At 39.6% G+C, this 25,958-nt stretch carries 15 protein-coding genes; 8 read left to right on the top strand and 7 right to left on the bottom strand.

Translation table 11 applies throughout. The features are described 5' to 3' along the window. The first annotated feature begins 38 nt into the window (after positions 1-38). From AC19MX_RS15525 to AC19MX_RS15515, 3 genes are all read left to right on the top strand, one after another. A complete protein-coding gene (locus AC19MX_RS15525; RefSeq protein ID WP_432400275.1) occupies positions 39-3,167 on the top strand; it encodes an ATP-binding protein in 3,129 nt (1,042 codons plus the stop codon). 88 nt (positions 3,168-3,255) lie between these two features. After that, on the top strand, positions 3,256-3,801 hold the full coding sequence (locus tag AC19MX_RS15520) for a heme NO-binding domain-containing protein (RefSeq protein WP_432400274.1): 546 nt from the start codon (positions 3,256-3,258) through the stop codon (positions 3,799-3,801). After that, positions 3,794-4,693, top strand: coding sequence for a sensor histidine kinase (locus tag AC19MX_RS15515; RefSeq protein ID WP_432400273.1), 900 nt, complete (start codon positions 3,794-3,796; stop codon positions 4,691-4,693). Before AC19MX_RS15520 ends, AC19MX_RS15515 begins: the two co-directional genes overlap by 8 nt. 53 nt (positions 4,694-4,746) lie before the next feature. On the opposite strand, the gene AC19MX_RS15510 is transcribed toward AC19MX_RS15515, so the two are convergent. From AC19MX_RS15510 to AC19MX_RS15480, 7 genes are all read right to left on the bottom strand, one after another. After that, positions 4,747-5,163: a response regulator gene (locus AC19MX_RS15510; RefSeq protein ID WP_432400272.1), complete on the bottom strand. Its 417-nt coding sequence runs from the start codon at positions 5,161-5,163 to the stop codon at positions 4,747-4,749. Positions 5,164-5,173: 10 nt separating this feature from the next. After that, positions 5,174-7,243, bottom strand: coding sequence for a sensor domain-containing protein (locus tag AC19MX_RS15505; protein WP_432400271.1), 2,070 nt, complete (start codon positions 7,241-7,243; stop codon positions 5,174-5,176). Between the two features lie 107 nt (positions 7,244-7,350). After that, entirely contained in the window at positions 7,351-10,359 is a 3,009-nt protein-coding gene (locus tag AC19MX_RS15500) for a chemotaxis protein CheB (RefSeq protein WP_432400270.1), read from the bottom strand. A 99-nt stretch (positions 10,360-10,458) separates the two neighbouring features. Then, positions 10,459-11,292 (bottom strand): response regulator, encoded by an 834-nt coding sequence (locus AC19MX_RS15495; protein ID WP_432400269.1) that lies wholly within the window; start codon positions 11,290-11,292, stop codon positions 10,459-10,461. A 207-nt stretch (positions 11,293-11,499) separates the two neighbouring features. Continuing rightward, the gene (locus tag AC19MX_RS15490) at positions 11,500-12,402 is read right to left on the bottom strand and encodes a dienelactone hydrolase family protein (protein WP_432400268.1); all 903 of its coding nucleotides are present in this window, start codon (positions 12,400-12,402) and stop codon (positions 11,500-11,502) included. A 421-nt stretch (positions 12,403-12,823) separates the two neighbouring features. Continuing rightward, positions 12,824-13,366, bottom strand: a complete 543-nt coding sequence (locus AC19MX_RS15485) for a VF530 family protein (RefSeq protein ID WP_432400267.1) — start codon at positions 13,364-13,366, stop codon at positions 12,824-12,826. 142 nt (positions 13,367-13,508) lie between these two features. Continuing rightward, positions 13,509-16,391 (bottom strand): EAL domain-containing protein, encoded by a 2,883-nt coding sequence (locus tag AC19MX_RS15480; protein ID WP_432400266.1) that lies wholly within the window; start codon positions 16,389-16,391, stop codon positions 13,509-13,511. Positions 16,392-17,527: 1,136 nt separating this feature from the next. Between AC19MX_RS15480 and AC19MX_RS15475 the strand changes: the two genes are divergently transcribed. The 5 genes from AC19MX_RS15475 to AC19MX_RS15455 all read left to right on the top strand — a co-directional run bounded on the left by AC19MX_RS15475 (position 17,528) and on the right by AC19MX_RS15455 (position 25,858). Then, a complete protein-coding gene (locus AC19MX_RS15475) occupies positions 17,528-19,129 on the top strand; it encodes an ABC-F family ATPase (RefSeq protein WP_432400265.1) in 1,602 nt (533 codons plus the stop codon). A gap of 588 nt (positions 19,130-19,717) precedes the next feature. Continuing rightward, positions 19,718-21,958, top strand: a complete 2,241-nt coding sequence (locus tag AC19MX_RS15470) for a peptidase U32 family protein (protein ID WP_432400264.1) — start codon at positions 19,718-19,720, stop codon at positions 21,956-21,958. Positions 21,959-22,129: 171 nt separating this feature from the next. Continuing rightward, a complete protein-coding gene (locus AC19MX_RS15465; protein ID WP_432400263.1) occupies positions 22,130-22,483 on the top strand; it encodes a YkgJ family cysteine cluster protein in 354 nt (117 codons plus the stop codon). 128 nt (positions 22,484-22,611) lie between these two features. After that, the gene (locus AC19MX_RS15460) at positions 22,612-23,322 is read left to right on the top strand and encodes a glutathione S-transferase (RefSeq protein WP_432400262.1); all 711 of its coding nucleotides are present in this window, start codon (positions 22,612-22,614) and stop codon (positions 23,320-23,322) included. Between the two features lie 625 nt (positions 23,323-23,947). Then, the gene (locus tag AC19MX_RS15455) at positions 23,948-25,858 is read left to right on the top strand and encodes a TonB-dependent receptor plug domain-containing protein (protein WP_498299166.1); all 1,911 of its coding nucleotides are present in this window, start codon (positions 23,948-23,950) and stop codon (positions 25,856-25,858) included. The last annotated feature ends 100 nt before the right edge of the window (positions 25,859-25,958 follow it).

Genomic DNA, 25,958 nt, shown 5'->3' with positions numbered 1-25,958 from the left:
AATGCTGTATGACATTTATTATATTGAGTTAATTTGACATGACATCGACAGAAAAAGCTAAGTTACTGATTGCAAAACCCATTACGATGAGACGTTTTCGGTTTTTTTTCAGCATGTCTTTAATTGGCGTATTAATTAATACCATTGCTGTAGACCTGCCTTTTGTTGTGCCATTTTTAATTGGCAATGTGGCATTTTTTATTATTTTATTTCGATTAGGATTAGTGTGGGCATTGCTCAGTATGATCCTAGTAACGCTGCCGCTTAACAGCGAGATTGTCTGGTTAGGTAACAGTTTACAGCTACTATTGCTCCTGCCTTTGACATTAAAATTAACTCAACCGCTGTGGAAAATAACGCTCGCCTACGCCCTCTCAATTAGTGTGATATATCGTTTATTTGGCTACGGTATATTTTATGAGTCACTGGATCTTTTTGCCTGGACTGTCATTGTTGATACTTGCATTTTTTTGCTCTGTACACGAACAGCCTTAGTATTAGAAGACATCACGAGCTCACCGGAGATACACAAAAAGCAGAGCTTAAAACTTCAACTTACCCATCGCATAGCCCTATACAGTGCAGTACCCGGAACCATTTTAATTGCCATGATTTTACAGGGGATCATTGGTCTTCATTTATCATCACAACTCAATTATTACGACAAAGCTCAAAATGCATTTGTGGACAATATTCACAGGCACATTGACAGTTACATCAATGAAATTGAAATGTTGGCCCGCTTAGGTCAAAACCACATTAACAAAGATACCTTGAAGGTCATGACTGAACTGCATCCTGAAAGTATTTCAGCATTAATGACAGATAAGCATGGGGATATTACTCACTTTTATAAAGCTGGATTTAACGATGACGATCTTAACCAGGCATCGGTAAGTGACCGCAGCTATTTTTTTAAACCCAGAGAGTTAAATACCACTTACATCAGTAAGATATTTCAAGGTCGTACGCTCGGGCAAGACTTGTTGTTTGCGGTAAGTACACCGCTGTATAAAAACGGTCAATTTGATGGCGTATTAGAACAATCAATCAATATTGTGTCGTTAACAGAAAACTTAATACATAACGACAACGCATTGATCGCTGATGATGTGGCTATAAACCGCATTTTACTCGACAACGAATCGAAGAAAATATGGGGAAGTGAGCAATTAGGTGAACTAGGGAAAGAATGGACAGAACGTACATTGCTAGCCCCCTATATTCCTCCTTTTTATCGACAAATTTTCTTAAACCAACCAGAAAGCATTATTTTTACAGCCGATGCGCAATATATTGTCATTCAAAAGCAATTAGCCGATTTACGCTGGACAGCGCAATATTATTTAGATGTAAAACCTTATGCGGTTAGGTACTTTATTTATCTCAGTATCGCTATGATGTTAGTGATGTTATTAATGGAATACATCACCATTTTATCAACCCGCTTTATCCGAAACTACACCAATACCCTTGAACGAATAGCCCAACAGGCACACCAATGGGACCTAGACACACCAGCCTATAAGTCGTTGCAATTTGAACATAGCTCTATTGAATTTGAAATGCTTTCAGACAGTATTAATGAGATGCAAAATAAAGTGTTGCTGTCACGTAAAGCACTGATGAGCTCGATGAAAGAAATCATTGTGATGAATGATGAACTAGAAGAAAAAGTGGCAGATAGAACCAAAGAGTTAGAACATGAGCGCGATAAGGCAAATCAACTCGCTGCCATTAAAACTCGGTTTTTAGCCAATATGAGCCATGAAATTCGTACCCCAATAACCATTATTAAAGGGTTTACAGAAGAGTTATTAGCCACAACAACCGACGATACTCACACGACCCTAACACGTATAAACAACAATACACTTCATTTACAGAATGTCATTAATGACATATTGGATACTGCAAAAATTGATGAAGGTAAAATGGAAATTGCATTTGAACATGTAATGATAAAGCCTTTTTTAACCGATATCGTCAATAATACCGCTATTTTAGCCAAGCAAAAAAACCTCAAGCTTGATTACACCATTACAGTACCAGACACAGCCAGTGTCCATGTTGACACATTTCGGCTTCAACAAATTTTACTCAATTTACTCAGTAATGCGATTAAGTTTACCAACCAGGGCACGGTTAGCATTGAGGCATCATTACTGCACAATAAGCAGCTACAAATACGTATTTGTGATGAAGGTATTGGCATGAGCCAGATGCAGCAAACACAATTGTTTAGTCCATTTAGTCAGGGCGATTCTAGTATCAGCAGGGATTTTGGTGGTACCGGACTTGGTTTGCATATTACCAAAAAACTAGCAGACGCCATGGCAATTGACTTGTCATTCACAAGTGTTCTGGGTCAAGGTAGCGTATTTACATTACTCCTTGACGCAAATGAAACAGCACCACAATCAGTAGATGTCAGTTCAACATGTGAGCAGCCATCTCAAGCAGCAATCAATTCGTTATCAGGAACATTGTTAATCGTCGATGATGTACCAGACATTCGATCTTTGCTTGCCTCATACCTTAAAACAACCCAATTACAGTTATTGTTTGCCGAAAATGGACAACAAGGATTAGAAATGGCCATGGCGAATAATCCTGATCTAATATTAATGGATCAACAAATGCCTGTAATGGATGGCTTAACAACTGCAACCCAGCTTAGACATCTAGGCATTTCTTCACCCATAATATCTCTCAGCGCCGACGTGTTCGAAAACAATGATGAAAAACAAACATGCCCATTTAATGCCAAATTAACCAAACCAATCGACAAAATGACGTTGTTATCATTGTTGTCGTCATTGCTGTCATCGCAAACATTGACTCAATCAGCAGTTGTCACTGCTGAACCGACGAATGAATCAGATATTGATGACATTGAAGAAAAACAAATGCGTTACGATTATTTATCCAGTTTGCTTAGCATACCGGACGAGTTACAGCAGATTGTTAGCAGATCTGAAAAAGAATCACTTTTATCACTGTTACATAAAATTAAAGGCACGAGTGCATGCTTAGGTCTTACTTTACTCAGCAGTGCCGCAATACAAGCTGAAGAGTCAATAAATACAGGGCAATCACTTGCGCATGTATCAGCAACATTTGTTGTCACACTTAAAGAAATCCAAAAAATACACAATATTATTTAAATGATATGCAACATGCTGGATATTTTTTTAAATCATGACAAAGCAATAATTTATCGCTATTGTTGTAACGAAAACATTGAGAGGTTTTATGAAAGGAATTATTTTTAACGTACTTGAAGACATGATAGTTCAACAATGTGGTATGGGTGTCTGGAATGACTTATTAGAAAAACATGCCCCTGCAGACAGAGTCTATATATCTGCTAAAAATTACCCAGAAAATGAATTATTTGCCATTGTTACTGAAGTGGCAGAGATGTTAAACCTCCCAATACAAGATGTCATAAAGGCGTTTGGTCAATTCTTATTTTCAGGTTTAGCGGCAAACCACACAAAAGTCGTTGAGCGTTTTACTGACTTTACCTCGTTAGTCATGGGCATCCATAATATCATCCACGTTGAAGTGAATAAGCTTTATCATGAGCCTGCACTACCAACCATTATTTCAACAATGATTGATAACAATAACATAGAGCTTAAATACCACTCGCCTCGTAAGCTGTGTTTTTGCGCTGAAGGCTTAATTTTTGGTGCTGCAGATTATTATCATCAGAGAATTAGTATTAAACACGATACCTGTATGCACCATGGCGCTGAGCAATGCATTTTAAACATAGAGTTAAACAATGACTGATAAATCTAACCCATATTACATCGCATACATTCGTGAAAAAAAAGCGCGAGCTGAAATCGAGCAAATGCTTGAAGATTACACACGACAAGTCTATGAGAAAAATGTGTTGTTAGAGCAACAAATAGAACAAATTAAAAATCAACAACAGTCATTGATACAACAAGAAAAACTGGCATTGCTCGGTTCCCTCGCTGCGGGCGTAGCGCATGAAATTAATAATCCGCTGGCATTTGTGATAAGTAATGTCACTACACTAAACAGTTATGTGGCAGATTTACTCGAGATAGTGCCTAACGCGCCTGTAAATGATGCACAAAAACATAATATCGATTTTATCACTGAAGACTTGCCCGAGCTCATCACCGATACTGACCAAGGTTTTTACCGTATTAAAGATATTGTTAAAAATTTATTATTTTTTGCCAGAACAGACACTGAACAAATTACTGATATTAATTTATACGATGCCATTGAAATGGCAGTTAAATTATTAGGACCAAAACTGAAAGATGTGCTTGTTAAACAAGAACTCATTAGAGTCGCTAACATTCGATTTAATTCTGGTGAACTCAATCAAGTACTCGTGAATATTTTAGTCAATGCGATACAAGCCTGTGAACAATCAAACAATAACGCTGGAATCGTCTCCATAAAGCTGACGCAATGTGACGACATTATTAAACTCAATATTATTGATAATGGCTGCGGTATGACACCTGAGGTAAAACAAAGGATGTTTGATGCCTTTTACACAACAAAACCTATAGGCACTGGAACCGGCATTGGTATGTCTATCGTATTGCAAATACTGCAACAACAAAATGCCAGTGTCGATGTTCAGTCTGAAGTAGGCAAAGGCACTGATGTACAAATCACATTCCAAGCAGCATAAAATAATGCTAACAAATGCTAATTCCACTAATTCCAGTGTTTTTTACCTTTAACCTATCCTAGTTTAATATTTTGCGAACTTGGGATGGGCAATTTTACATTCAAGGCTACACTCATTCTAATCAGCATTTTTACTGGACTAATGGGTTTAGTCAGGTAATCAATACCACCCGATTCAAATGCTTGAATTTCAAAAATAAGCTCTTTGTAGCCTGAGATAAAAATCACAGGAATATGAGTAAATCGTAGTTCAGACTTGATTCGTTTACACAAATCAAACCCTGACATATCAGGTAGGTCTACATCCAATAAAATGATGTCGAAATCGTGTAATTGGAGTAAGTTATAACCATCATCAGCTGTTTCAGCAACAAAAACAGCCATGGTTGATTCAAGCATGGTTTTCATCACTTCAATTGATGAACTCTCATCATCAATAATTAATACTTTAGTAAGCTTTTCTGTACTCATTCATTAATCTCTATTGAACTGTTGTTTTTATGGGCGAAAAAATGGCTGTTTTACTGTGTTTTTTTATATAGTCATGCATTTTAGCTTTAGATATAGCTTGCGAGTAATAATAACCTTGTGCAAAACCACAGTGTTGATCCTTCAAAAATGCCACTTGCGATGCGGTTTCAACACCTTCGCAAATAATCTTTAACTTAAGGTTTTTGACTAAAGCGATAATCGTATTGAGTAAGGTTTGATCTTCAACATTACTAGAATTGATGTCATCAATAAACGTTTTATCAATTTTGACGGTTTCAAACTTAAACTTTTTTAATGAATAAATGGATGAATAACCCGTACCAAAATCATCAAGCATTAGCCTAAAACCACATTCGACTAGGCGAGCAATGTTGACCACAACAAACTGATTGTTTTCGAAAATTAATGTTTCAGTAATCTCAATTTTCAATAACGGAATAAATTGCGGAAATCGCAGCGCAACCATTTCGAGTTGTTTAATAATGACTTCAGAAAGTAATTGATACGAAGATAAATTAATTGAAATCGGGATCATTATGCCATGTGATTCGAGCATTCTAAGTTGAGTAACTACCTGATTAATGATGGTTACACCCAAACCTATCAGTAACACATCTTGTTCGATAGAAGGCATAAAATAGCTAGGCGGTAAAATTTCATTTTGGTCATTACAATAACGCGCTAAAGCTTCAAACGACACTAATTCACCAGTATCGACATCGTGAATTGGCTGAAAAAAAGGAATAATCTTTTTATCTGCTAATGCTTTTTCAACAACTTTAATGATTTTTTGATGTTTATCTTCAGTTTTTTTGTGGTTTAAATCAAAGAAAGCAAAATTATTGCGGCCATTTTGTTTAGCAATATACATGGCACTGTCGGCCGCTTTTAAAAGATATTCTTGGTCAAGAGCATCATCGGGATAAACCGACACACCAATACTACAAGTACAAGTATAATGTAATTCATTGAGTGTATAAGGCTTAGATAATTCGCTTATAGCCCGTAATGCAATGCGCTCAAAGCAATCAATATCTTCATCAGACTGAATAACCGCAACAAACTCATCACCACCCACTCTTGCCACTAAGTCTTGTTTTTTAAAACAACCCACTAAACGTTCGCTTACATGTTTAAGTAATAAATCACCGTAATCATGGCCATACTCGTCATTTAAATATTTAAAGCGGTCTAAATCGATATAAAACACACATAATTTTTCACCGAGTCGTTGAGCTGAATCGTGCATATTTTTGAATTTTTCATTAAAGCTCATGCGGTTAGACAAACCAGTTAGACTGTCGGTATAGGCCGCTTTAGATAAAGAGTTCTCAATTAAAACCTGCTGCGTCACATCATCTAATATATGTAAATATTGCTTTTCTTGAGTTTCTTCATCAAAAATGACATTGATATGTACTTTACAGCAGATGATTTCAGGCTCACCATTTTTGTACATCCTGATGCATTCTAAGCGCTCACTGGTATCGTCTCGCTCAGTGTCTAATGTTGATAGTAATTGTTTTAATTTCGCGTATGAGTCCATGGTATATATCATACCGTCATTCTTACCCATAACCTCTTTAAAAGAACGACTCAACAAATTAATAAAACTCGGATTAACCGACACAATATTGTGTTGATGATCGGTAATGTAAATCGCCTGAGTCGAATGCATATAAACACTGCGATAAAGGTTAAAATCTTTATTTAATGAGTGATAACTGTCCAGCGGGAAGAAACAAAAGTTGTACAATTGGGTCTCGTTTCCCAGCGAATCGATGTCGTTAACATTTTTTAAATTCGCCACCAAGTGCTTAACCGCACCATGACAAACCACCTTTAACTCAATGTAATCCTGATCTTTATTAGTGACCCAGGCAAGAAAGTTAGACACATTAGAATTGACTAAAGCCGTTAAGACAATTTTTTTGTCACCCATAGGCGACATCGTCAAAGCACGGCCAAACATGTTTTTGGCAACATCATTAAAGCCGACGATTTCAAGCTTATGTGTTGTCGAAATACATGGGATACCAATTCCGTTATATCGCTCCAAAACTTCTCCTTAATCTTCACACTTGTCATCAAATACTTAAATGAAATGACATTTAATCTGTTTTCTAAATAACCGCAAACGTTAATACTTGCACGTTTTATGCTGCATTAATCTGCGGCAAAGAGTGTCACTAACATTTTCTGTGGCAAACCAGTGGTATCGTTAAGTTCATACACCGTATGGTTTGCATACACATTAATAAAATCATTACTGTCTTTTGGTTTAATGGCATATTTTCCAGGAACGCATTCACCGACTGTAGAGCGCGAGACTTTATCGACAATGCCTTTAAACATAATCGCATCTTTAGTGTTAAATAACGTAAATAGTTTTTCATCTGCTAAAGCATTGATAACCACTTCTGAATAACCCAGTAGTTTTTGGAAAGCAGCATTAATGTATTCAATTTGTAACTTATCGATATCTAATACAAACGATGCCGTTAAGGTATTGTTTAAGAGATAAGTGATGGTGTCTTTATATACAACTTGTTCTTTTTCTTTCATAACCGAGTTAGTAATGTCTCGGATAGTGCCCATGACTCGGGTGGCTTGCTTTAAATCATTAAATGACACAACCGCCTCTAACGACATAATACTAATATTTCGATCAACATCCAAAGCTTCAAAAATAAAAGGTTGAGTCGCTTTGTTATGCAATAAATTGGTTAATTGCTCTTCTAAACGACTACGGTATTCACCTGACGCTAAGCCGATAAATGCTTCATACGAAGGATGGAACACTTCTTTATCCAGACCAAAGAGTTCATAACAACCATTACTCCACTCAAGTTTGCGAGTAGTCAGATCCCAAAACCACGATCCCATCTGTGCTGATCTTTCCGCTTCATGTTGTAAGGTATTAGAATGCTCTAAATCAACTTTGAGTCTGTCTAATTCAATCCGTTGATGTTCGCGTTCTTCATAGGCCATGCGCAATTCAGCGTAGGCCGTTTGTAATTCTTCGTTGGTAGACTGTAACTCTTCGTTAGTCGTTTCTAATTCTTCATTGGAGCTTTGTAATTCTTCATTTGAGCTTTGCAGTTCTTCGTTCATGGACTGCATTTCCTCATTTGAGGTTTCTAGCTCTTCAATCACATTTTGTAATTGCTCTTTGGTTTTTGCTAACAAACGTTGCTGCTCAAGGGCAATAGCTTGATTGGAGGTTTCTTGCTTATCCGTGGTAAGCAACGGAATATTTTCGGGCAGTTCAATTTGCGAAAAAATAAGAGTTAAACGACCGAGTGGCCCTTCTCTCTCAATTGTCATCAAAATCAACTTAACCCAAACATTCTCGTCATTTAACTTAAATGATTGGTAACCCGTATCTGCAACTTTTTGACCGTTTTGGATATTATGAAACGCACTGCGCAAGTCGATTGATAGTTGCGGATGAAGATTTTTAAAAATATTATTTGACGGTAAACCTGTTGGACGAACCAACAACGCATTATCACCTTGGGTGAAGATGATATCTTGGTTCTCATTTAATAAAATAGCGTTAGGTAACACGAATTCACGCAACGTATCAGCAATAATGTTTGTCAGTTCTGCATCAACTTTATTGCGATTATGTTGCGAGCTTAGTACCGGCTTTAGCTCTTTCATATTATTGGTTGTTAAACTAATACCTCGAGACGTTTTACGCTCTGGCGGTAGTTGCTTACCAACAAACAGAGTTTCATAAATCTTACCAGTTTTAGATAGCGGTCGATATTGTTCTTGAAACACACCAATAGATTCAGACTGCCCAAGCATCAATAACCCTTTCGGGTTGAGTGCATAATGGAACATTGGCAATATTTGACGTTGGAGCTCAACGGTAAAGTAAATCATCAAGTTTCGACAAGTAATCAAATCAAGACGCAAAAATGGTGGATCGTTGTTAACGTCATGAACCGAAAATATGACTTTCGATTTAATAGGCTTAATCAATTCATATTGTTCGCTATTGAGCAGAAAATATTTGTTTTTAATTGTGCGAGGTATGAAATTTAACGCAGTTTCAGGATAAACCCCTAAGCGAGCAAAATTAATCGAATTTTGATCAATATCAGTGGCAAAAATTTGAATCTTATAATCATCAATCTTGTCACCGAGGATCTCACTTAAAATAATGGCCAGCGTATAAGGTTCTTCACCCGTTGAGCAAGCAACACACCAAAACCGTAACGACTTATTGGATTTGTTTTGAATGTAATTAGCTAATTCACGTTGTAAATTATCAAACGCACGTGGGTCTCTGAAAAAAGACGTGACGCCAATTAACATGTCGTTAAACAAGTAATTGATTTCTTCTTTATTATCTTGCAGGTGCGCCAAATAGTCAGCTGAATGATGAATTTTTAATGACGTCATACGACGTTCAATTCTACGTAAAATAGTATTTTCTTTATAAAGCGAAAAATCGACATTACGCCGAGCTTTTAATTGCTTAATAATGCCCTGATAGGTTTCTCGCGGCATGGTGCCGTCATTATCAATGCCTGTATTTCTCGGGAAATGAATAATATTTTTCAGTTCATGACCAATTTCAGTCGCTTGCAAAATAAGGTCTACATGACCAGAATTAATCGCAGAGTTGGGCATACCATCATACTTAGCATCATGAGGGTCTTGCACAATACCAAAGCCATTTTCACCTTTAATGGCGCGTATACCTCGACTGCCGTCGGTTCCGGTTCCCGATAACACAACACCAATGGCAAAATCTTTTTTATGCTCGGCAATCGACTCAAATAACATATCAACAGATGGGCGTGGCGTATGCCTCACATCGGGATAACTTAATAACTTAATTCGGTCGTTTGCAGTAATTTCAATGTTTGAATTAGGTGGGCAAATGTACACTTTATTGGATTCTATTGGTGCATTATCGATTGCCGTTACCACTGAAATCGTCGATTCTTTTTCGAGCAGCTCTGTCATCATACTCTTATAAGAGGGAGACAAATGTTGCGCTACAACCAAGGCCATTCCACTATCGGTTGGCATATTTGACAGAAGCGATTGTAAAGCCTCAAGTCCACCGGCACTCGCGCCGACGCCCACCACAATTAATTTTGGTGGTTGGTTGTTGGTGCTTGTTTTCAAATCCGGTAACTGCTCTTCTGGCATTCAATAAACTCCATTTATAATAACGTGCATTTTTGTTATATATGACAATTTTTTAGTATAATACAATGAAATAAAATCGATGTACCATGAAAAGAATGTTTATTTTTTGTTAATCGAATCTAATGGCATAAGCATGTCAATGACTCGCCTTAATTCGTTGTTAACCTGATGAATACTAGCATCGCTATTTTGCTGAAATTGCTCAATAGCGTTCATTAAATCGATAGCACCTATGTTTGCAGCGGCACTGTTAAGTTTATGAAAAAACCGATGTAGTTCAACTTGTGACAACCCTTGATAGCCTGCTAAGTCGAGTGAAGAAACATAAGGCTTGTATACTCGTAAAAATGCACTTAACACGCGTAAGTACGCTGCATCGCCCACCCATTCATACACACCGCCACTCAGGTCAAATGACGGATGTAGTGCAAGTTGTGCGATTGAATTGACAAGGTGTTTATTATCACTTGCTAGTGCGGTTTGCTGATGATGTATTGATGAAGCGTCTTGTTGCGGTACCCAAAACGAGATAATGGTGTCGATAAGCAGATGACTATCTACCGGTTTTTGTAAAAACGCATTAAACAACGCCGTTTTATCAGATGAGAGAGCATTAAGCTCTGTATCGCCCGTTAGGGCAATAATGGGTAACACGTCAAATGAGCTGAATTGTCTAATTTGTTGGGTTGCAGAAATGCCATCAAGTATAGGCATTTGAATGTCCATTAAGACAATGTCATAGTGTTTGTGTTTAATTTGGGAAAGTGCTTTTTTACCGTCATCAACGCAATCTACACCGAGCCCAACGTTTTGTAATACCGCTTTAATCACAAATTGCTGAGTTAAACTATCATCTGCTAGTAAAATCGAAGGGACACCATAACGAGCGATGACTTGACTTAACTCTATTTCAATTCGATTTTGCTCAGACATTATGTATCAAGCTAATGGTAAAAAAGGTCAATGTGTCACTTCCTTTGTTTTCTTATTATGCTTTACCTTTAACCATACTATATGATTATAGTCGTTAGCATAAGTGTCCATTAGATAAATATAAAGTCATCGTAACCCCTGTGTCAGGATATATTTAACTTAATAAACTCACGTTAAAGAGCAAAATTGCCCTTTAATTCGCGAATCTTATTGGATATGTTTTTCAAAGAAAGCTAATGTTCTTTTCCACGCAAGCTCAGCATTCGCTTCATCAAAGCGTGCTGTTGAGTCATTATGAAAACCATGATTGGCTTTGTCGTACATGTGCATGGTGTAAGGCACTTTAGCTGCCACTAAGTCTTGCTCGTATTCTGCCCAGGTGGCATTTACACGCTCATCAAGTTCTGCTAACTGAATCAATAACGGTGCTTTGATTTCGGCTCTTAATGCTTTGGCTGCGGGTGTACCGTAAAAAGGCACGCCGGCTTGCAATAAATCAGGTTTAACTGCAGCAAGATAATTAACGATATACCCACCAAAACAAAAACCAACCGCGCCTAATTTGCCATTACTGCGAGGATTGGCTTTTAAAAACTCTGCTGCCGCAACAAAATCTTGTTCAATTTTAGTTCTGTCGAGTGTGCTCTGCATTTGCCGGCCCTCATCGTCATTACCAGGATAGCCACCTAATGGGAATAAAGCATCGGGGGCCAACGCGATATACCCAGCTTTGGCTAAGCGCCTGGCGACGTCTTCAATGTAGGGGTTTAAACCACGATTTTCATGCACCACCAAGACAACAGGCAACAAGCCTTCTTTGTTGGTAAGTTGAACATTGGTAGGCTCGACCAGGTAACCTCGCCCTTTGCCGTGACCTAACGGTGAATCAAATTGCACATAAGTCGCTTTTATATCGTCATCATTAAACGATACCTGTTCTGCTAACGCATAATTGGGCAGTAAAGCGGACGTTAATACACTCATTGAATAACCAAGCGCCACTAACGAACCAAGCTTAGCGATAAACGTACGTCTACCCATGCCGCAATGCGCATAGGAGTCATACCAATCAAACGCTTCTTGGGGTATTGATTTAGACGTGTCTTTCAAAATGAGATCCCTCTAATAGTTAGTTTCACCAATGCAATATTAGCTTACACCGTAATATCACTATTTCAAATTTATCATACGCTAAAAAGATAGTTTAGGTTCAACACGAAAAACCCATCCGTTTTAAGAGGATAAGAGCAATAAAAGGTTGTTTCGGTGGGTTAATTAACCAAGAAACGAACACTCAATATGATAGATGAAAACGTTGAAGTAAATGATAGCATTCCGCGACTCAGCAAGAGTGTAAAAGGGCCTAAACAAGGCGAATGACTGAATGAATAGTGGTTATCTTTCGAAGTCATGCATCGCAGTGTAAGCAGATGGGGATTACATATATCTAAAAACAAAAAAGCCCTGATAATTCAGGGCTTTTTTGTAACTGAGGCTATAACTGAAACGTTATCTTCTCGAGGCTTGACGATTACTTACCCCAAGGATTACTGGGATCGGACGATACTGCTCGGCTTGGTTTAGATGAACTATCACCATCACGACGGTATGAATTCGATGATTGACCTGCGCCGGCGCGGTTATCATAACCAGAATTCTTTCTATTACCTTGCGGCCTACCTGAACCTCGTGGTCCATTAGCATTGCGGTTAGTTTCAAAGTTTTCTGCGGCTAGCTCATGCATTCTTGCGATAGACTCAAAGGTCAATTCCATTGGTTTACGCGGCATAATGCCTGGAGCAAAACCACGTTCACGCGGTTTAAGGTCAAACTGTGCACCCACGGCTTTAGGCATACGCTTGTAACGGTACAGATAAAAGTGCTCAACTTTTTCTCTCGCCCATTCGGTTTTCTTTAAAAACTTAAGGCAACCTTCAATAGACGGATTCAAGTGGAAGCATTCAAGTTTTAACGCTGCGTATAAAATTTTCCAATCGTAACATTCAACCAGCTCGGTAATTAATGTCTCAAGCTTAAGTCCATGTAATGGATTGTTTTGTTGTTCTTCTACCATGGGTATTTCCAATTCTGTCTTGCCTGCCAATTCGGCATTTATGCATATAGTATCAACAAAGTCGCTAATACTGCGACTAAATCTGATGATTTTGAGTTATGTTGTGAAATACGGGTAAGCTATCAACCCAATTGTAATTAAACTAACTCAACGTCTGCTCATCAGAATCAATAAAACGTATGCTGACTTCAGTAACACTTAATGGCCGGTAGAAAAAATACCCTTGAGCAATATCGCAACCATGCTTGACCAAATAATCAACTTGCTCTTGCAATTCTACGCCCTCTGCCGTGACAATTTTGTCTAAAGAATGTGCCATGCTAATCACCGCCTTCACCACAGCTTGATCTTCAGCTGAATCCATGAGGTTGCGTATAAATGATTGATCGATTTTTAACGTCGTCGCCGGCAAAGATTTAAGGTACGCTAAAGACGAATATCCCGTACCAAAATCATCAATTGCCACATGTACGTTTGCCGCTCGTAATTGTTGTAAAATATCAATTGATTGTTCAGGTATTGCCATTAAGGCTGTTTCAGTAATTTCAAACTTAAACCAACTCGGCTGCGCGCCATGCTTTTCAATAAGCGCTAATAACTCCTCAGCCAACAAGGTATTCATTAAGTCTAGCGCGGACAAATTTACTGATACACGCTTAAAATCAAACCCTTGCTTATTCCATATCACTAACTGCTCACATACGGTGCTCAGCACCCAGCGGCTGAGTTCGAAAATTAACCCAGTATCTTCGGCAACGGGAATAAATTCAGCAGGTGAAATAACGCCTAATTCAGGGTGTTCCCAGCGAATTAACGCTTCAAAGCCCGATAATTGATATCCAGACAATTCAATTAAAGGCTGATACACCATAAATAATTGCGAATGTTGCAGCGTCGAAACCAATAACGCTTGACGTAAGCTTTGTTCTATTAAAAGGCGTTTTTTATTAAACATAGCCTGTTCTTTATTACAAAATGCGACACAAAATGGGGTCTTTTTAGCCTCATATAATGCTGAATCCGCCTGACTCAATATGGCTTCCGCATCGTTGCCATCGTTAGGAAAAACACTGATCCCCACTCGGCAACCTAAAATAATGGTTTGCTCTAAAAATTCAAAATGAAGCTTAAAGGTATCGATTAAATCCAGGGAAATGATATTAGCCGTTGCAGCGCTAGTATTGGGCAAAGAGATACAAAATTTGTCGCCACCAAAACGTGACACAACGTACTTGCCTTTAAGGCTCTTTATAATTCTATCTGCGGCTTGCTTGAGAATATGGTCGCCTGCACTATGACCAAAGTTATCGTTAATCACTTTAAAGCGGGTTAAATCTAAAAATAATAATGCTAAAGGTTGGCTCGTTTTATGGCACAGCTGAATTTCATCTTCTAGGAGCAATTTAAAATAGTAACGATTCGCCAAACCCGTTAAGTCATCAAAGTGCGACAGCTGATACAGGTCATCTTGTTGCTGTTTGCGTGCAGTCACATCATGGGCAATGCCTTCACAACCAATGCACTGCCCGTCTTCATCATACATTGGGCGTTCTAACACTTCAAAGCTGTGGGGATTGCCGTCGACATCAAACAATTCCATATCAAATGGCGGTAAGTGTTCACCGCTTAAAATCCGCTTTATATAACCCGAAATTGCTTTGTTTTTTGGGTTGTCGGTTAAAAATTTAAAATAATAATCACCAAAACCGCTAATCGTATGGCCCAGAATATGAGTCACCGACGGGCTAACATAATGAACAAAACCATTGGTATCATGCTGATAAAAAATATACTCATCTTCTAATGACTCAACCAAACCTCGATAGCGGTTCTCGCTGTGGGTCAGTTGTAAAGTTCGCTCTGACACTAAGCTTTGTAGATTATCTTTAATCTGCTTTAATTCGCTATTGGCTGCTTCTACTTTATTATTGGCTAACAATAGCGCACGGTTATTGAGCCTTGTTTGCATAACCCAAATCATGAGCAGCAAAATAAGCGCACCCGCCACCACGGCTAATTCGATAAACTCTTGATAATCTTTTGGTAAACTAATATTGGCGCCCCATGCTTCATTGATGGCTTTTATTTCGGGAGCCGTTAACGAGTCAATGCCTTTTTGCATAATGCTGGTGAGTAACGGTAAATCATTTCTAACAGCAATTGATTCATTAGCTTGATTTTTTTCGTAAAATGCAGCTACTTTTAAATCTGCAAAATTGTATTTAAGCTGAAAATAATTGGCCGCAGCTAAAAAGCTAATCGCAGCATCCGCATGGCCTGCTTGTACCGCCTCTAACGCTTCACGCATGGTATCAACATAATACGGCGTCACAGAAGGAAACTCAGCTCTGACTTTATCGGAATAATGATACCCGTTAACTAATGCCAGCGTTTTACCGGCTATATCTCCGCGATTCAGTATCGAAATTTTGCTTTTTTTAGTAATAATCACCAACGATTTAAAGATGATAGGTGTCGTAAAACTAAACTCTGCTGAGCGATCGGGTGTATTAACCATGGTTAATACCATATCAATTTGGCTTTTATACAGATTATTAACGATGTTTTCCCACCGATGTTCACCATCTACAACAAACGTAATTCCGAGTTTTTTGCCTATTAGGGTTAAGGTATCTACGGCCATACCGACCGATTGGCCGTGTTCATTGATAAAACTATAGGGAGGAAAGTAGCCATCGACTCCCACGGTAATGGGCTGATGTTGAGCTAACCACTGTAATTCTTGCGGGGTTAATAAATGAGTCGCAGGGATGACTGGAACGTTGAGCTTTGCAGCACTAGAAGCTGGAGCGCTTTCAGCAAGAATGCTATTCGTTGAAACACTATTTGCAGGATCATTATTATCAGAGTCATTTTTAGCAAAATCATTTTGAGCAGAATCATTTTTAGCAAAATCGGTTCTAGCAGAAACGCTTTCAACGGCAAATGCGATAGGATAAAAAAACAGTAGGCACAGCGCAAAAAATACGGCTGTAATAGTAATATTCCATGTTTTTATTATCATTAAATCATTCCATAACCATAAAGAGACAAACAGTCGCGCTTTAAATTTATATGAGATTGTTACTATGAGATTGACACTGCAAAGCCTAGGATCACGAAAAACCCAAATAGTAAGTCGTATGACATCTTTTTGTGGCGGCCTTTAAGGGTAGAACAGTCACGGTAAGTCGCAACAAAACTACAAACCTAAGCAAATCTGAATCGATTTTTTACGGCACTCAGTTAACATTACAATGTTTAAGGTTTTTATTTTAGATGATTATAATCAATTACCTAAAAAAATGATGATTAATTTAGCTGAGGCTTATTTAAAGTTGTTTCTTGTGATCAAGTACACACAAATGATCAATCCAAGCCGATAAAACCATCACAGCAACTGAATCGCAATTGTCAAAACGGCCATAAAACAACTTAGGCCTAATTGCATAGCAATTCACCTAATCAAGTTACATTAAACTAACACCTTTATCACTGATTGTTAACAACCATATCCAATATAGTATTCTGCGACAGGTTTCGTATTTAATTATCATCAAAACGCGCTGAAGCTGTTGTTTATGCACTTTATGTGTATTTACATTCAGGTGAGCATCCTCTTTAAAACCACAATAACTCGCGGAAACGGGTTGTTTAACTCAGCCCAACGTCATCCCCAAGTGATCTAAAAGTCGTCCCAAAATCAGCGAAAACTGACTTACATGAGATATAGGTCGTTCACTTGTAGCGATAATACCGTTACAGAGCTGCAAATAACGGGTGATTCCGTGGTCTTGTTTATTCGAGTATTCTGGCCAGATGCTGGATAAAACCCTATTTGCAACCGCTATGGATGACGTCAATCGGCCTGATTTGGCCAATCTTATTTGACTGACCACGCTGTCTAAGTCTTTACCGCATTATTTACAAAGTAAGCACAAAGAATTCTAGCAAAGTAAGCACAAGGTATTCTAGCAACGTAACAACTGAGTATTCGCGTTGTATTAGCACGAAACAATAACACGATAATAAATCGACAATTGACCACTTCCCTGTATAATCCGCGACCTTATATATTACGTCCTATCAGTCTTATTCTCACAATGCTACGCCCTAGCCGCTTGTCGATAACAATGCTGTACCACTCTATGGAAACTTGTTTTGATTTCTACCGCTAATATTACTATGCAGTTTGGCCCAGAGCCGTTGTTTGAAAACATTTCGGCGCAATTTGGCCATGGCAATCGTTACGGCTTAATTGGCGCAAATGGCTGTGGCAAATCCACATTCATGAAGATCCTCAGTGGCGCGTTAGCCCCCACCTCAGGTAACGTATCCATCACTCCAGGTTTAAAAGTCGGTACATTGAGCCAAGACCAGTTCGCCTTTGAAAAATTCAGCGTCGTTGATGCTGTGATCATGGGTGACGTAAGACTTTGGAAAGTGAAACAAGAACGCGACAGTATTTATGCTAAAGCAGAAATGACTGATGAAGACGGCATGCGTGTTGGCGATCTTGAAAGCGAATTTGCTGAAATGGACGGTTACACCGCAGAAAGTCGTGCCGGTGAAATCTTACTTGAAGCCGGTATCGATGAATCATTTCACTACGGGTTAATGCAGCAAGTGGCGCCCGGTTGGAAATTGCGTGTGTTATTAGCACAAGCCTTATTCGCCAACCCAGATATCTTGTTACTCGACGAACCAACCAACAACCTGGACATTCATACAATTAGTTGGTTAGCCGAAGAGCTAAACAAACGTAAGTGCACCATGATCATCATTTCGCACGACAGACACTTCCTGAACTCTGTGTGTACTCATATGGCCGACATCGACTACGGCGAATTACGTATTTACCCAGGTAACTACGAATACTTCCTAGAGCAGTCAAGCCTTATTCGTGAGCAGCTATTAGCAGGTAACGCTAAGAAAAGTGCTGAAATTGACGAACTACAAGACTTCGTTAACCGCTTTGGTGCTAACGCCTCTAAAGCGAAACAAGCCAGTTCACGCGCAAAGAAAATGGATAAAATTAAGCTTGATGATGTTAAATCGTCTAGCCGTATTACCCCATCAATTCGCTTTACTGAATCGAAAAAATTACATCGCCAGGCCCTCGTGCTTGAGGAGTTAGGCCATGGATTTGAAGAAGTGTTATTTGAACACGGCGACCTCATTCTAGAAGCCGGTTCTAAACTGGCGATTATCGGTGAAAACGGCGTGGGTAAAACAACCCTATTACGTTGTTTGGTGAACGAACTTCAACATAATCATGGTCGAATCAAATGGTCAGAAAATGCGGCCATTGGTTATTGCCCGCAAGACAGCAGTGCCGACTTTGACAATGACATGACTTTATTTGATTGGATGTCGTTGTGGCGTACTCCTAAGCATAACGACTTAATGGTCCGTGGCATGCTAGGTCGTTTATTATTTACCGAAGATGACGCCAACAAAAAAGTGCGTAACTGTTCAGGTGGTGAGAAAAACCGCTTGTTATTCGGTAAGTTAATGATGATGGACATTAACGTGTTGGTCATGGACGAACCCACTAACCACATGGACATGGAAGCGATTGAAGCATTAAATCAAGCGTTGAAATTATTTGAAGGCACTTTGATATTTGTTAGTCATGACCGTGAGTTTGTGTCATCACTTGCAACGCGGATCATTGATGTAAAAGATAAAAAGTTAATTAACTTCCAAGGTACTTTCGATGAATATCTTGCAAGCCAGGCTGAATCAATAGCTAAAAAGTAGTTGTTATGTGTGCAAGTGAAACACTCACTCGCACACCTCAAAGGCTTTCGTTTATGTGGTGACACACCATAAACGGAGGCCTTTTCTATCTAATACCATTCCGCGTTAGTAAGTGATCTCTCAGCGAGAATTTAAAAGGGCTTAAACAAGGCGAATGACTGAATGAATAGTGGTTCTCTTTCGAAGTCATGCAACGCAGTGTAAGCCCTTTTAACACTCGCCTGAAAGGAATGCCCCAGCGGCTCTTGCTCTGCGTTCTCGCTATTTGAAAGGGAACAACCATTACTACATAGCGACGCCTTAATCAAAAACCGCTGGACGCATTCTGAGTGGTCACTTATTAGTGCGGAATGGTATAAACCATTTTATATTTGTGGTGTTTTGTGTTTATCGAACTATTTAACAGCCAGTCTATTTAAGACACTGTGCTATCACGCTATGGCTGTTACAATCGTAAATGCTAATAGACCCGCTTGAACACTTAACATCAGTATGTAAGTCGTAATTAAGTGTGTAAGTCGTAATTAAGTGGATAGCACGCCAAATAACAACGTAAAACAATAATTAACTAAAAGTAGCGAACCTATCATGAAGAGAAAAATCGAATTACTGGCACCCGGTGGAGACGTCGATGCAATCAAAGCAGCAATCATAGCCGGCGCTAATGCCGTATATTGTGGCTTAGATACCTTCAACGCCCGTAACCGAGCGGCTAATTTGTCGTTCGATGACTTGATTGGTGTGATAGCACTGGCTCATCAATACCAATGTGAAGTCTTCTTAACCATGAATATCGTTATTCTGGAAAACGAAGTGCCTACCTTGGTAAAATTGCTTAATCAACTGGTTAATACCGGTATCGATGGCATCATCGTGCAAGACTTAGGCTTGTTTAACTTAGTCAGTAAGCATTTCCCATCGTTAGCCATTCACGCCTCTACCCAGCTGACCACCCACAATGAAGGTCAAATTGGTTTCTTGGCTAAAATTGGCGCTACTCGAGTCAATTTATCGCGCGAGTTAAACCTCGGTGAAATTAAAAGCTTAACCACCCTCGCCCATGATCACGATGTACTTACCGAAGTGTTTGTCCATGGCGCCTTGTGTATTGCCTTCTCAGGTCAGTGTTATTCAAGCTCAGTGAGTGTCGGTAACTCAGGTAACCGCGGGCGTTGCAGCCAGGCATGTCGTGACGAATACGAAATCACCGCTGCGGGCAATAAGTTTCCGCTAAATTTAAAAGACAACTCAGCCTATTTCGATTTACCAGAATTGGTCGATGCTGGCGTAGATTCGTTAAAAATTGAAGGCCGAATTAAAGGCGCGCAATACGTCCACACCGTGGTAGACAGCTGGCGTAAGCAGATTGATCAATTTGTCGACACAGGCAAGTTATTAGCCGACGACTCAAACCTATATAAAGTGTTTAACCGCGATTTTACCAACTCATTTTTAAAAGGTAATCTCACCAAAGACATGTTTATCGACAACCCACGCGATAACAGCTTTAAACATGCCAACGACGTCAGCAATGCCATTTCTGTGGTGCAAATCCAGGAAGCACAACACACATTATCAACCGCTAAAGATGCCATTGTTGAATTAGTTGCTGAAAAGATTAACCACTTAAGCATCGCTAAACCACCGTTAACCCTTGCGTTTGCGGGTAAAGCGGGCCAAACGTTATCGATCACGGTTACCACCCCAGAACAGCATTTTGTGCTCGAATCGGACACCACGTTAACCACGGCAACAGAATCACAAATCGATCAAGCTGCAATTGAAAAACGCTTTAAGAGCTTAAAAGGCACGGGTTATCTGCTACAGCCGTTTAATTTTGATAACCTCGATACCGATTTAACATTGCCCTTTAGCCAGCTTACGCAGCTTAAAAACCAATTATTATTGCAACTCACTCAACGTGAATACATTGGCGCAGTCACGCTACCAAAGTTAGTTAAACACCCAAAAGTGACCGAAACACCGACGCTATCATTGCTGATCAGTGACGAGAAAGACATTAACTTATGCGATGTCACCGATGCCGATATTTACTTTAAGCTGCCAGAAAGCTTTAAGAAAAACGACAATAAATACATCGACATATTTTTGCGTAATCCAAGACTCATCCCGTGGTTTCCAGCCGTATTGATTGGTAAAGACTATGCAGAATCGGTACGACTGTTAGAAGCGGTAAAACCTGCACGTATTGTCAGTAATAATACCGGTGTGGCATTTAAAGCTTATGAAATGGGGATTGAATGGATTGCTGGGCCGTTTTTAAATACTACAAACTCTTATGCCTTACTCACACTGCAAGAGCAGTTAAATTGCGCTGGCGCGTTTATTTCTAATGAGATTAATCGCAATCAAATTAGAAACATCGCCAGACCAGCAAACTTTAAACTGCTTTACAGCATCTATCATCCCATTTTGATGATGACCAGCCGCCAATGCTTTTTCCAACAAACGGTGGGTTGTAATAAGCCCAGTATCGAAGATGGCTGCATGCTTAAGTGTGAAAAAGCCACCACGATTACTAACGTCAAAGGGATCTCGTTTGCAGTAGATAAGCAAAAAGGGGGTTATCCGAGTATTTATAACCACGAGCAGTTCTTAAACATTGAAGCGGTTGAAGACTTATCTCACTTGTTTGACGAGTTCTTTATCGACTTAACCAATATTGGTTCTGGCTCGAAAGCTGAAATTGACAAAGTGCAATTGGTTAACCATTTTGAAAATGTATTGAAAGGTGTTTCCGAAGCCAAAATAGAACTTAATCAATTGGTCACAGTGTCGACGAACGCGCAATACCAACAAGGTTTATAAAACTGACCATACTCATTGGCTCAGTTGTAATGATAAAAGTCGTATCGATAACCGTCGTAACGATAGCATCAATGCACTGAGTCAATAACAATGGCGCGAGTGCTTTTATACCCAATCTAAGAGCACAAGGCACAAACGATAAACAACAACGTATTGAAAAGAAGTCACCCTATGAGAAATGACATAGAAATAGTCGATCTACTCCGTGAACGCATTCCGTCTTTTGCATGCAAACCCGGTTGTCACGATTGCTGTGGGCCTGTCACCACATCATCAGCTGAAATGGCAAGGTTACCGGTTAAAACCGATGCCGAGCATGATGCCGCGTTAGCAGAATGGAACTGTGTTCATTTAGGCCCTAATGGCTGCGAAGTGTATGAACAGCGGCCGCTGATTTGCAGACTGTTTGGCACCACCCCACGGATGCCATGCCCTGAAGATCGCGGACCAGAAAAAATGATCGACACTAAAACAGAACAGCAAATCCATCATTACATAGCCAACACTCGTCAGGTATTGGTGTAGCATTCATTTATACCATTCTGCATTAATAAGTGACCATTACATACAAGATGTGGGTTACAAAATGGATTTATAAGATTTGGTTTACCAAGAGTTAATACACTAAAAACGCGTGCGTCGATGTTAAGTTTATGCCAACCATAAGAGAACACACCATGACACTGCCGATGACATTACCTGTGCTCTACTCATTACGAAACTGCCCCTACGCAATGCGGGCAAGGTTGGCGATTTACGCATCGGGTCAACAAGTGCATATACGAGACCTGGTGTTAAGCGACAAACCAGCAGAGTTAATGGCCGCATCGCCTAAAGCAACGGTACCCGTGTTAGTGATCACAGATAACGCGTTAATGGATCAATGCCATGTTATTGATGAGAGCCTCGCCATCATGCTATGGGCTTTTTCGCAAACCGATCCTGATCATTATCTGCACAGCCAATCGACTACAGCATTACCAGAAATGTTAGCGATCATTACTCAGTTTGACACTGAGTTTAAAGGACTGCTTGAACAATACCGTTGCTCAAAGCGATATCACGAACCCACGCTCACTCAAGACAGACAAGCATGCGAGCAATATCTTGGCAATCTCGAGTCACGTTTAACTCAACATCAATATTTACTGTCAGACAACCCAAGTCTGCTCGACCTAGCATTAATGCCGTTTATTCGTCAGTTTGCCCGAGTAGAGCGCCAATGGTATCTGCAAGCACCCTACCCACAGTTACGCCGATGGCTGGACCATTATTTACAAAGCAAAATGTTCACTAAAGTCATGGCGCAATACCCATTGTGGTTAGAATCGAAACAAGACCACGTCTTTGGCAAGCCGCAATAACCCTTACCTTTTTCGTAAAAGCGTTTTTACCCCGTAATACGACTCATCGATTATTGACCCATTAATGCTGCTGTTTGTGTGTGTTAACGTGCGATAACGCCTCAAAGAGACAATATTGATGACATTATAGAAATTTAGCGCATTTTATTTAACCTACAACTCTATTTTAATCACGGTGCAACACTGCTTAAGCCAAACTCAAAATAATTAAAACAAACCGTCACAAATAGTAAGAGCATCTTAGCCCTCACAACGCCCATATTCAGTCAAAAACCAAATTGGTATTACCAATAATTAAAACACACATTACCAAATGTAACATTGAGTTAAATCCATGTGACCAGATTTAATTACCTTAATATCATTAGTACAGATACAAGATTCTGTATTTCCTTTACAAATAAATACGCAGTTAAATCTAATGATATAGTCGCACAAAGCCTATTGTGGCTCACTATCATGCAGTTTAAAGCGGAACACAAACCTTGGTATGACAAAGTTATTATTTTGGTAAAGTAGATTGCAATTATTGGTAACGTGTTATATAAATGTTGCTGTTGATTAAAACAACGACAATTGGTAAGCCAACTGGTAATACCATATAATTAGTTCTTTGGGGGGAATTATGAAGCTTAATAAAATAAGCGCGATGTTTAGTAGCTCAAAAAATAAAGCCAATAACATAACAATATTCGGCGCAACACTAACAGCAATCTTAACTATGCCAGCAGCATTTGCCGCTGATGCAGAACAAGTCGCAGCAGAAGTAGACACAAGTGAAATTGAAGTCATTGCAGTACGCGGTATTTTCGGTAGCTTAAAAGCAGCCAACTTACTTAAACGTACTGATGCCCGTATCGTTGATGCTATCGTTGCAGAAGATATTGGTAAATTACCCGACAACAACATTGCAGAAGCCCTGCAACGTATCACCGGTGTATCAATCGAATCTGATTTTGGTGTGGGTGAGTCGGTCACTATTCGCGGCGTATCAGAAAACCTTATTCTATTAAATGGCCGTTCTACTGCTGGCCCTGGCCGTGGCGGGATTAGCCTAGATGACTTCCCTTCAAGCTTCTTGAAAACGGTTGAAGTCATTAAGTCGCCAACACCAGAAATGATCGAAGGTGCACTTGGCGGTACAGTTAACATGCAAACTGTACGTCCACTTGAACTTTCTGAGCCACTTGTCGCCATCACCCTTGACGGTGAATATGCTGACAAAACAGAAAACGTAGCGCCCAACTTTACCGCGGCCATTGGTGATAACTGGGATTTAGGCGAAAACGGTATCTTCGGTGCTTCTGCCAACATTTCTTACCAAGACCGTGAATTGCGTCGCGACGAATACTTCAACAAAGTTGATTTACAAGACGATATCGATATCAACGGTGACGGTATTGTTGATGTGTCAGGCGGACCAAATGGTAAGTATCTGCGCAGAACAGAAAGCACAGTTGAACAAAAAATTGAAGAGCGCGAACGTACCGCTTATGGTTTATCACTTCAGTGGGCACCAACAAACGAAGATTTAAATATCTACGTTGACATGAACGCAACTGAATTAGATGGCGGTCAGGCTGCGTATTCTATTCTAGATGTAGGCGGTTCAGTTTCACCAAGAAGCGACTCTTACTACGACAGCAATGGCCAGCTTCACAACTATGACTTAACCGGGGTACTCACCATTCCAAAAACCTGGAGTGATTTTACCACCAACGAAACAACTTCACATGCCATTGGTGCAGAGTGGAACGTCACAGACAATATCGAATTGTTTGCTGAATATGCCATTTCAAAATCTGAAGAACGTCAAACAGCATCAGAATTTAACTTACGTCCAATTGAACGCACCGATCCAACCCTAAATCTTGTTACACACACCAGCACAGGTAGTTCAACCAGCGGCGATGGTATTCCATCGTATATGTTTGAAGACACTGGCATGTTAACTAACCCAGACAACCTTGTATTCCGTGAGTTTTTCCATAAAACGCTGGACACTGACAACGAAGAACAAGCACTACGCTTCGACTTTAAAATCAATGATATTGGTGTTGATTTCGTCACTGCAGTTAAAGCCGGTGTGCGTTTTACCGACCGCGACTACAGCTCAAACCGTTTTGATTTAAAACCAAACGGCGACACGTTAAAAGATGCTTATAAAAAAGCTAAAAATGCAGATGGCTTATACAGCCCTACCTGGATTGATAATCCAATTATCGCCGACAGCTTTAAAACCATTAACATGAGCAACTCGTTCGACCAAACAGGCATTGCCGGTCAAAACGATTTACTCACTTACAATGTGTATGATGCAAACCAATTGCAAGATGCTGAAGCAACTTACGCATTAGTACAGCAAATGCTAGCCGGTACCACTTATGCAATGAACGGTTCTTTAGCAGACAACATGGTTGAAGACACAGGTGCTTATAAGTTCATTAATGAGAAAACCAGTGCTATCTACGCACAATTCCATTTAGACTTTGAAGACATCACTGCGGTTGTGGGTGATGAGATGGACGCTCCCTAATACGGCGTCAATGCGCCAAACTGATGTTGAACCATACAGTTACTTAAGGAGCGTCCACCATGAAAGTTACCACTATTGCGATTGATTTGGCAAAAAATGT

This window comes from Shewanella sp. MF05956, from assembly GCF_059758055.1.
The sequence above is the reverse complement of the archived record's forward strand: the minus strand, read 5'-3'. Positions and strand labels throughout refer to the sequence as shown.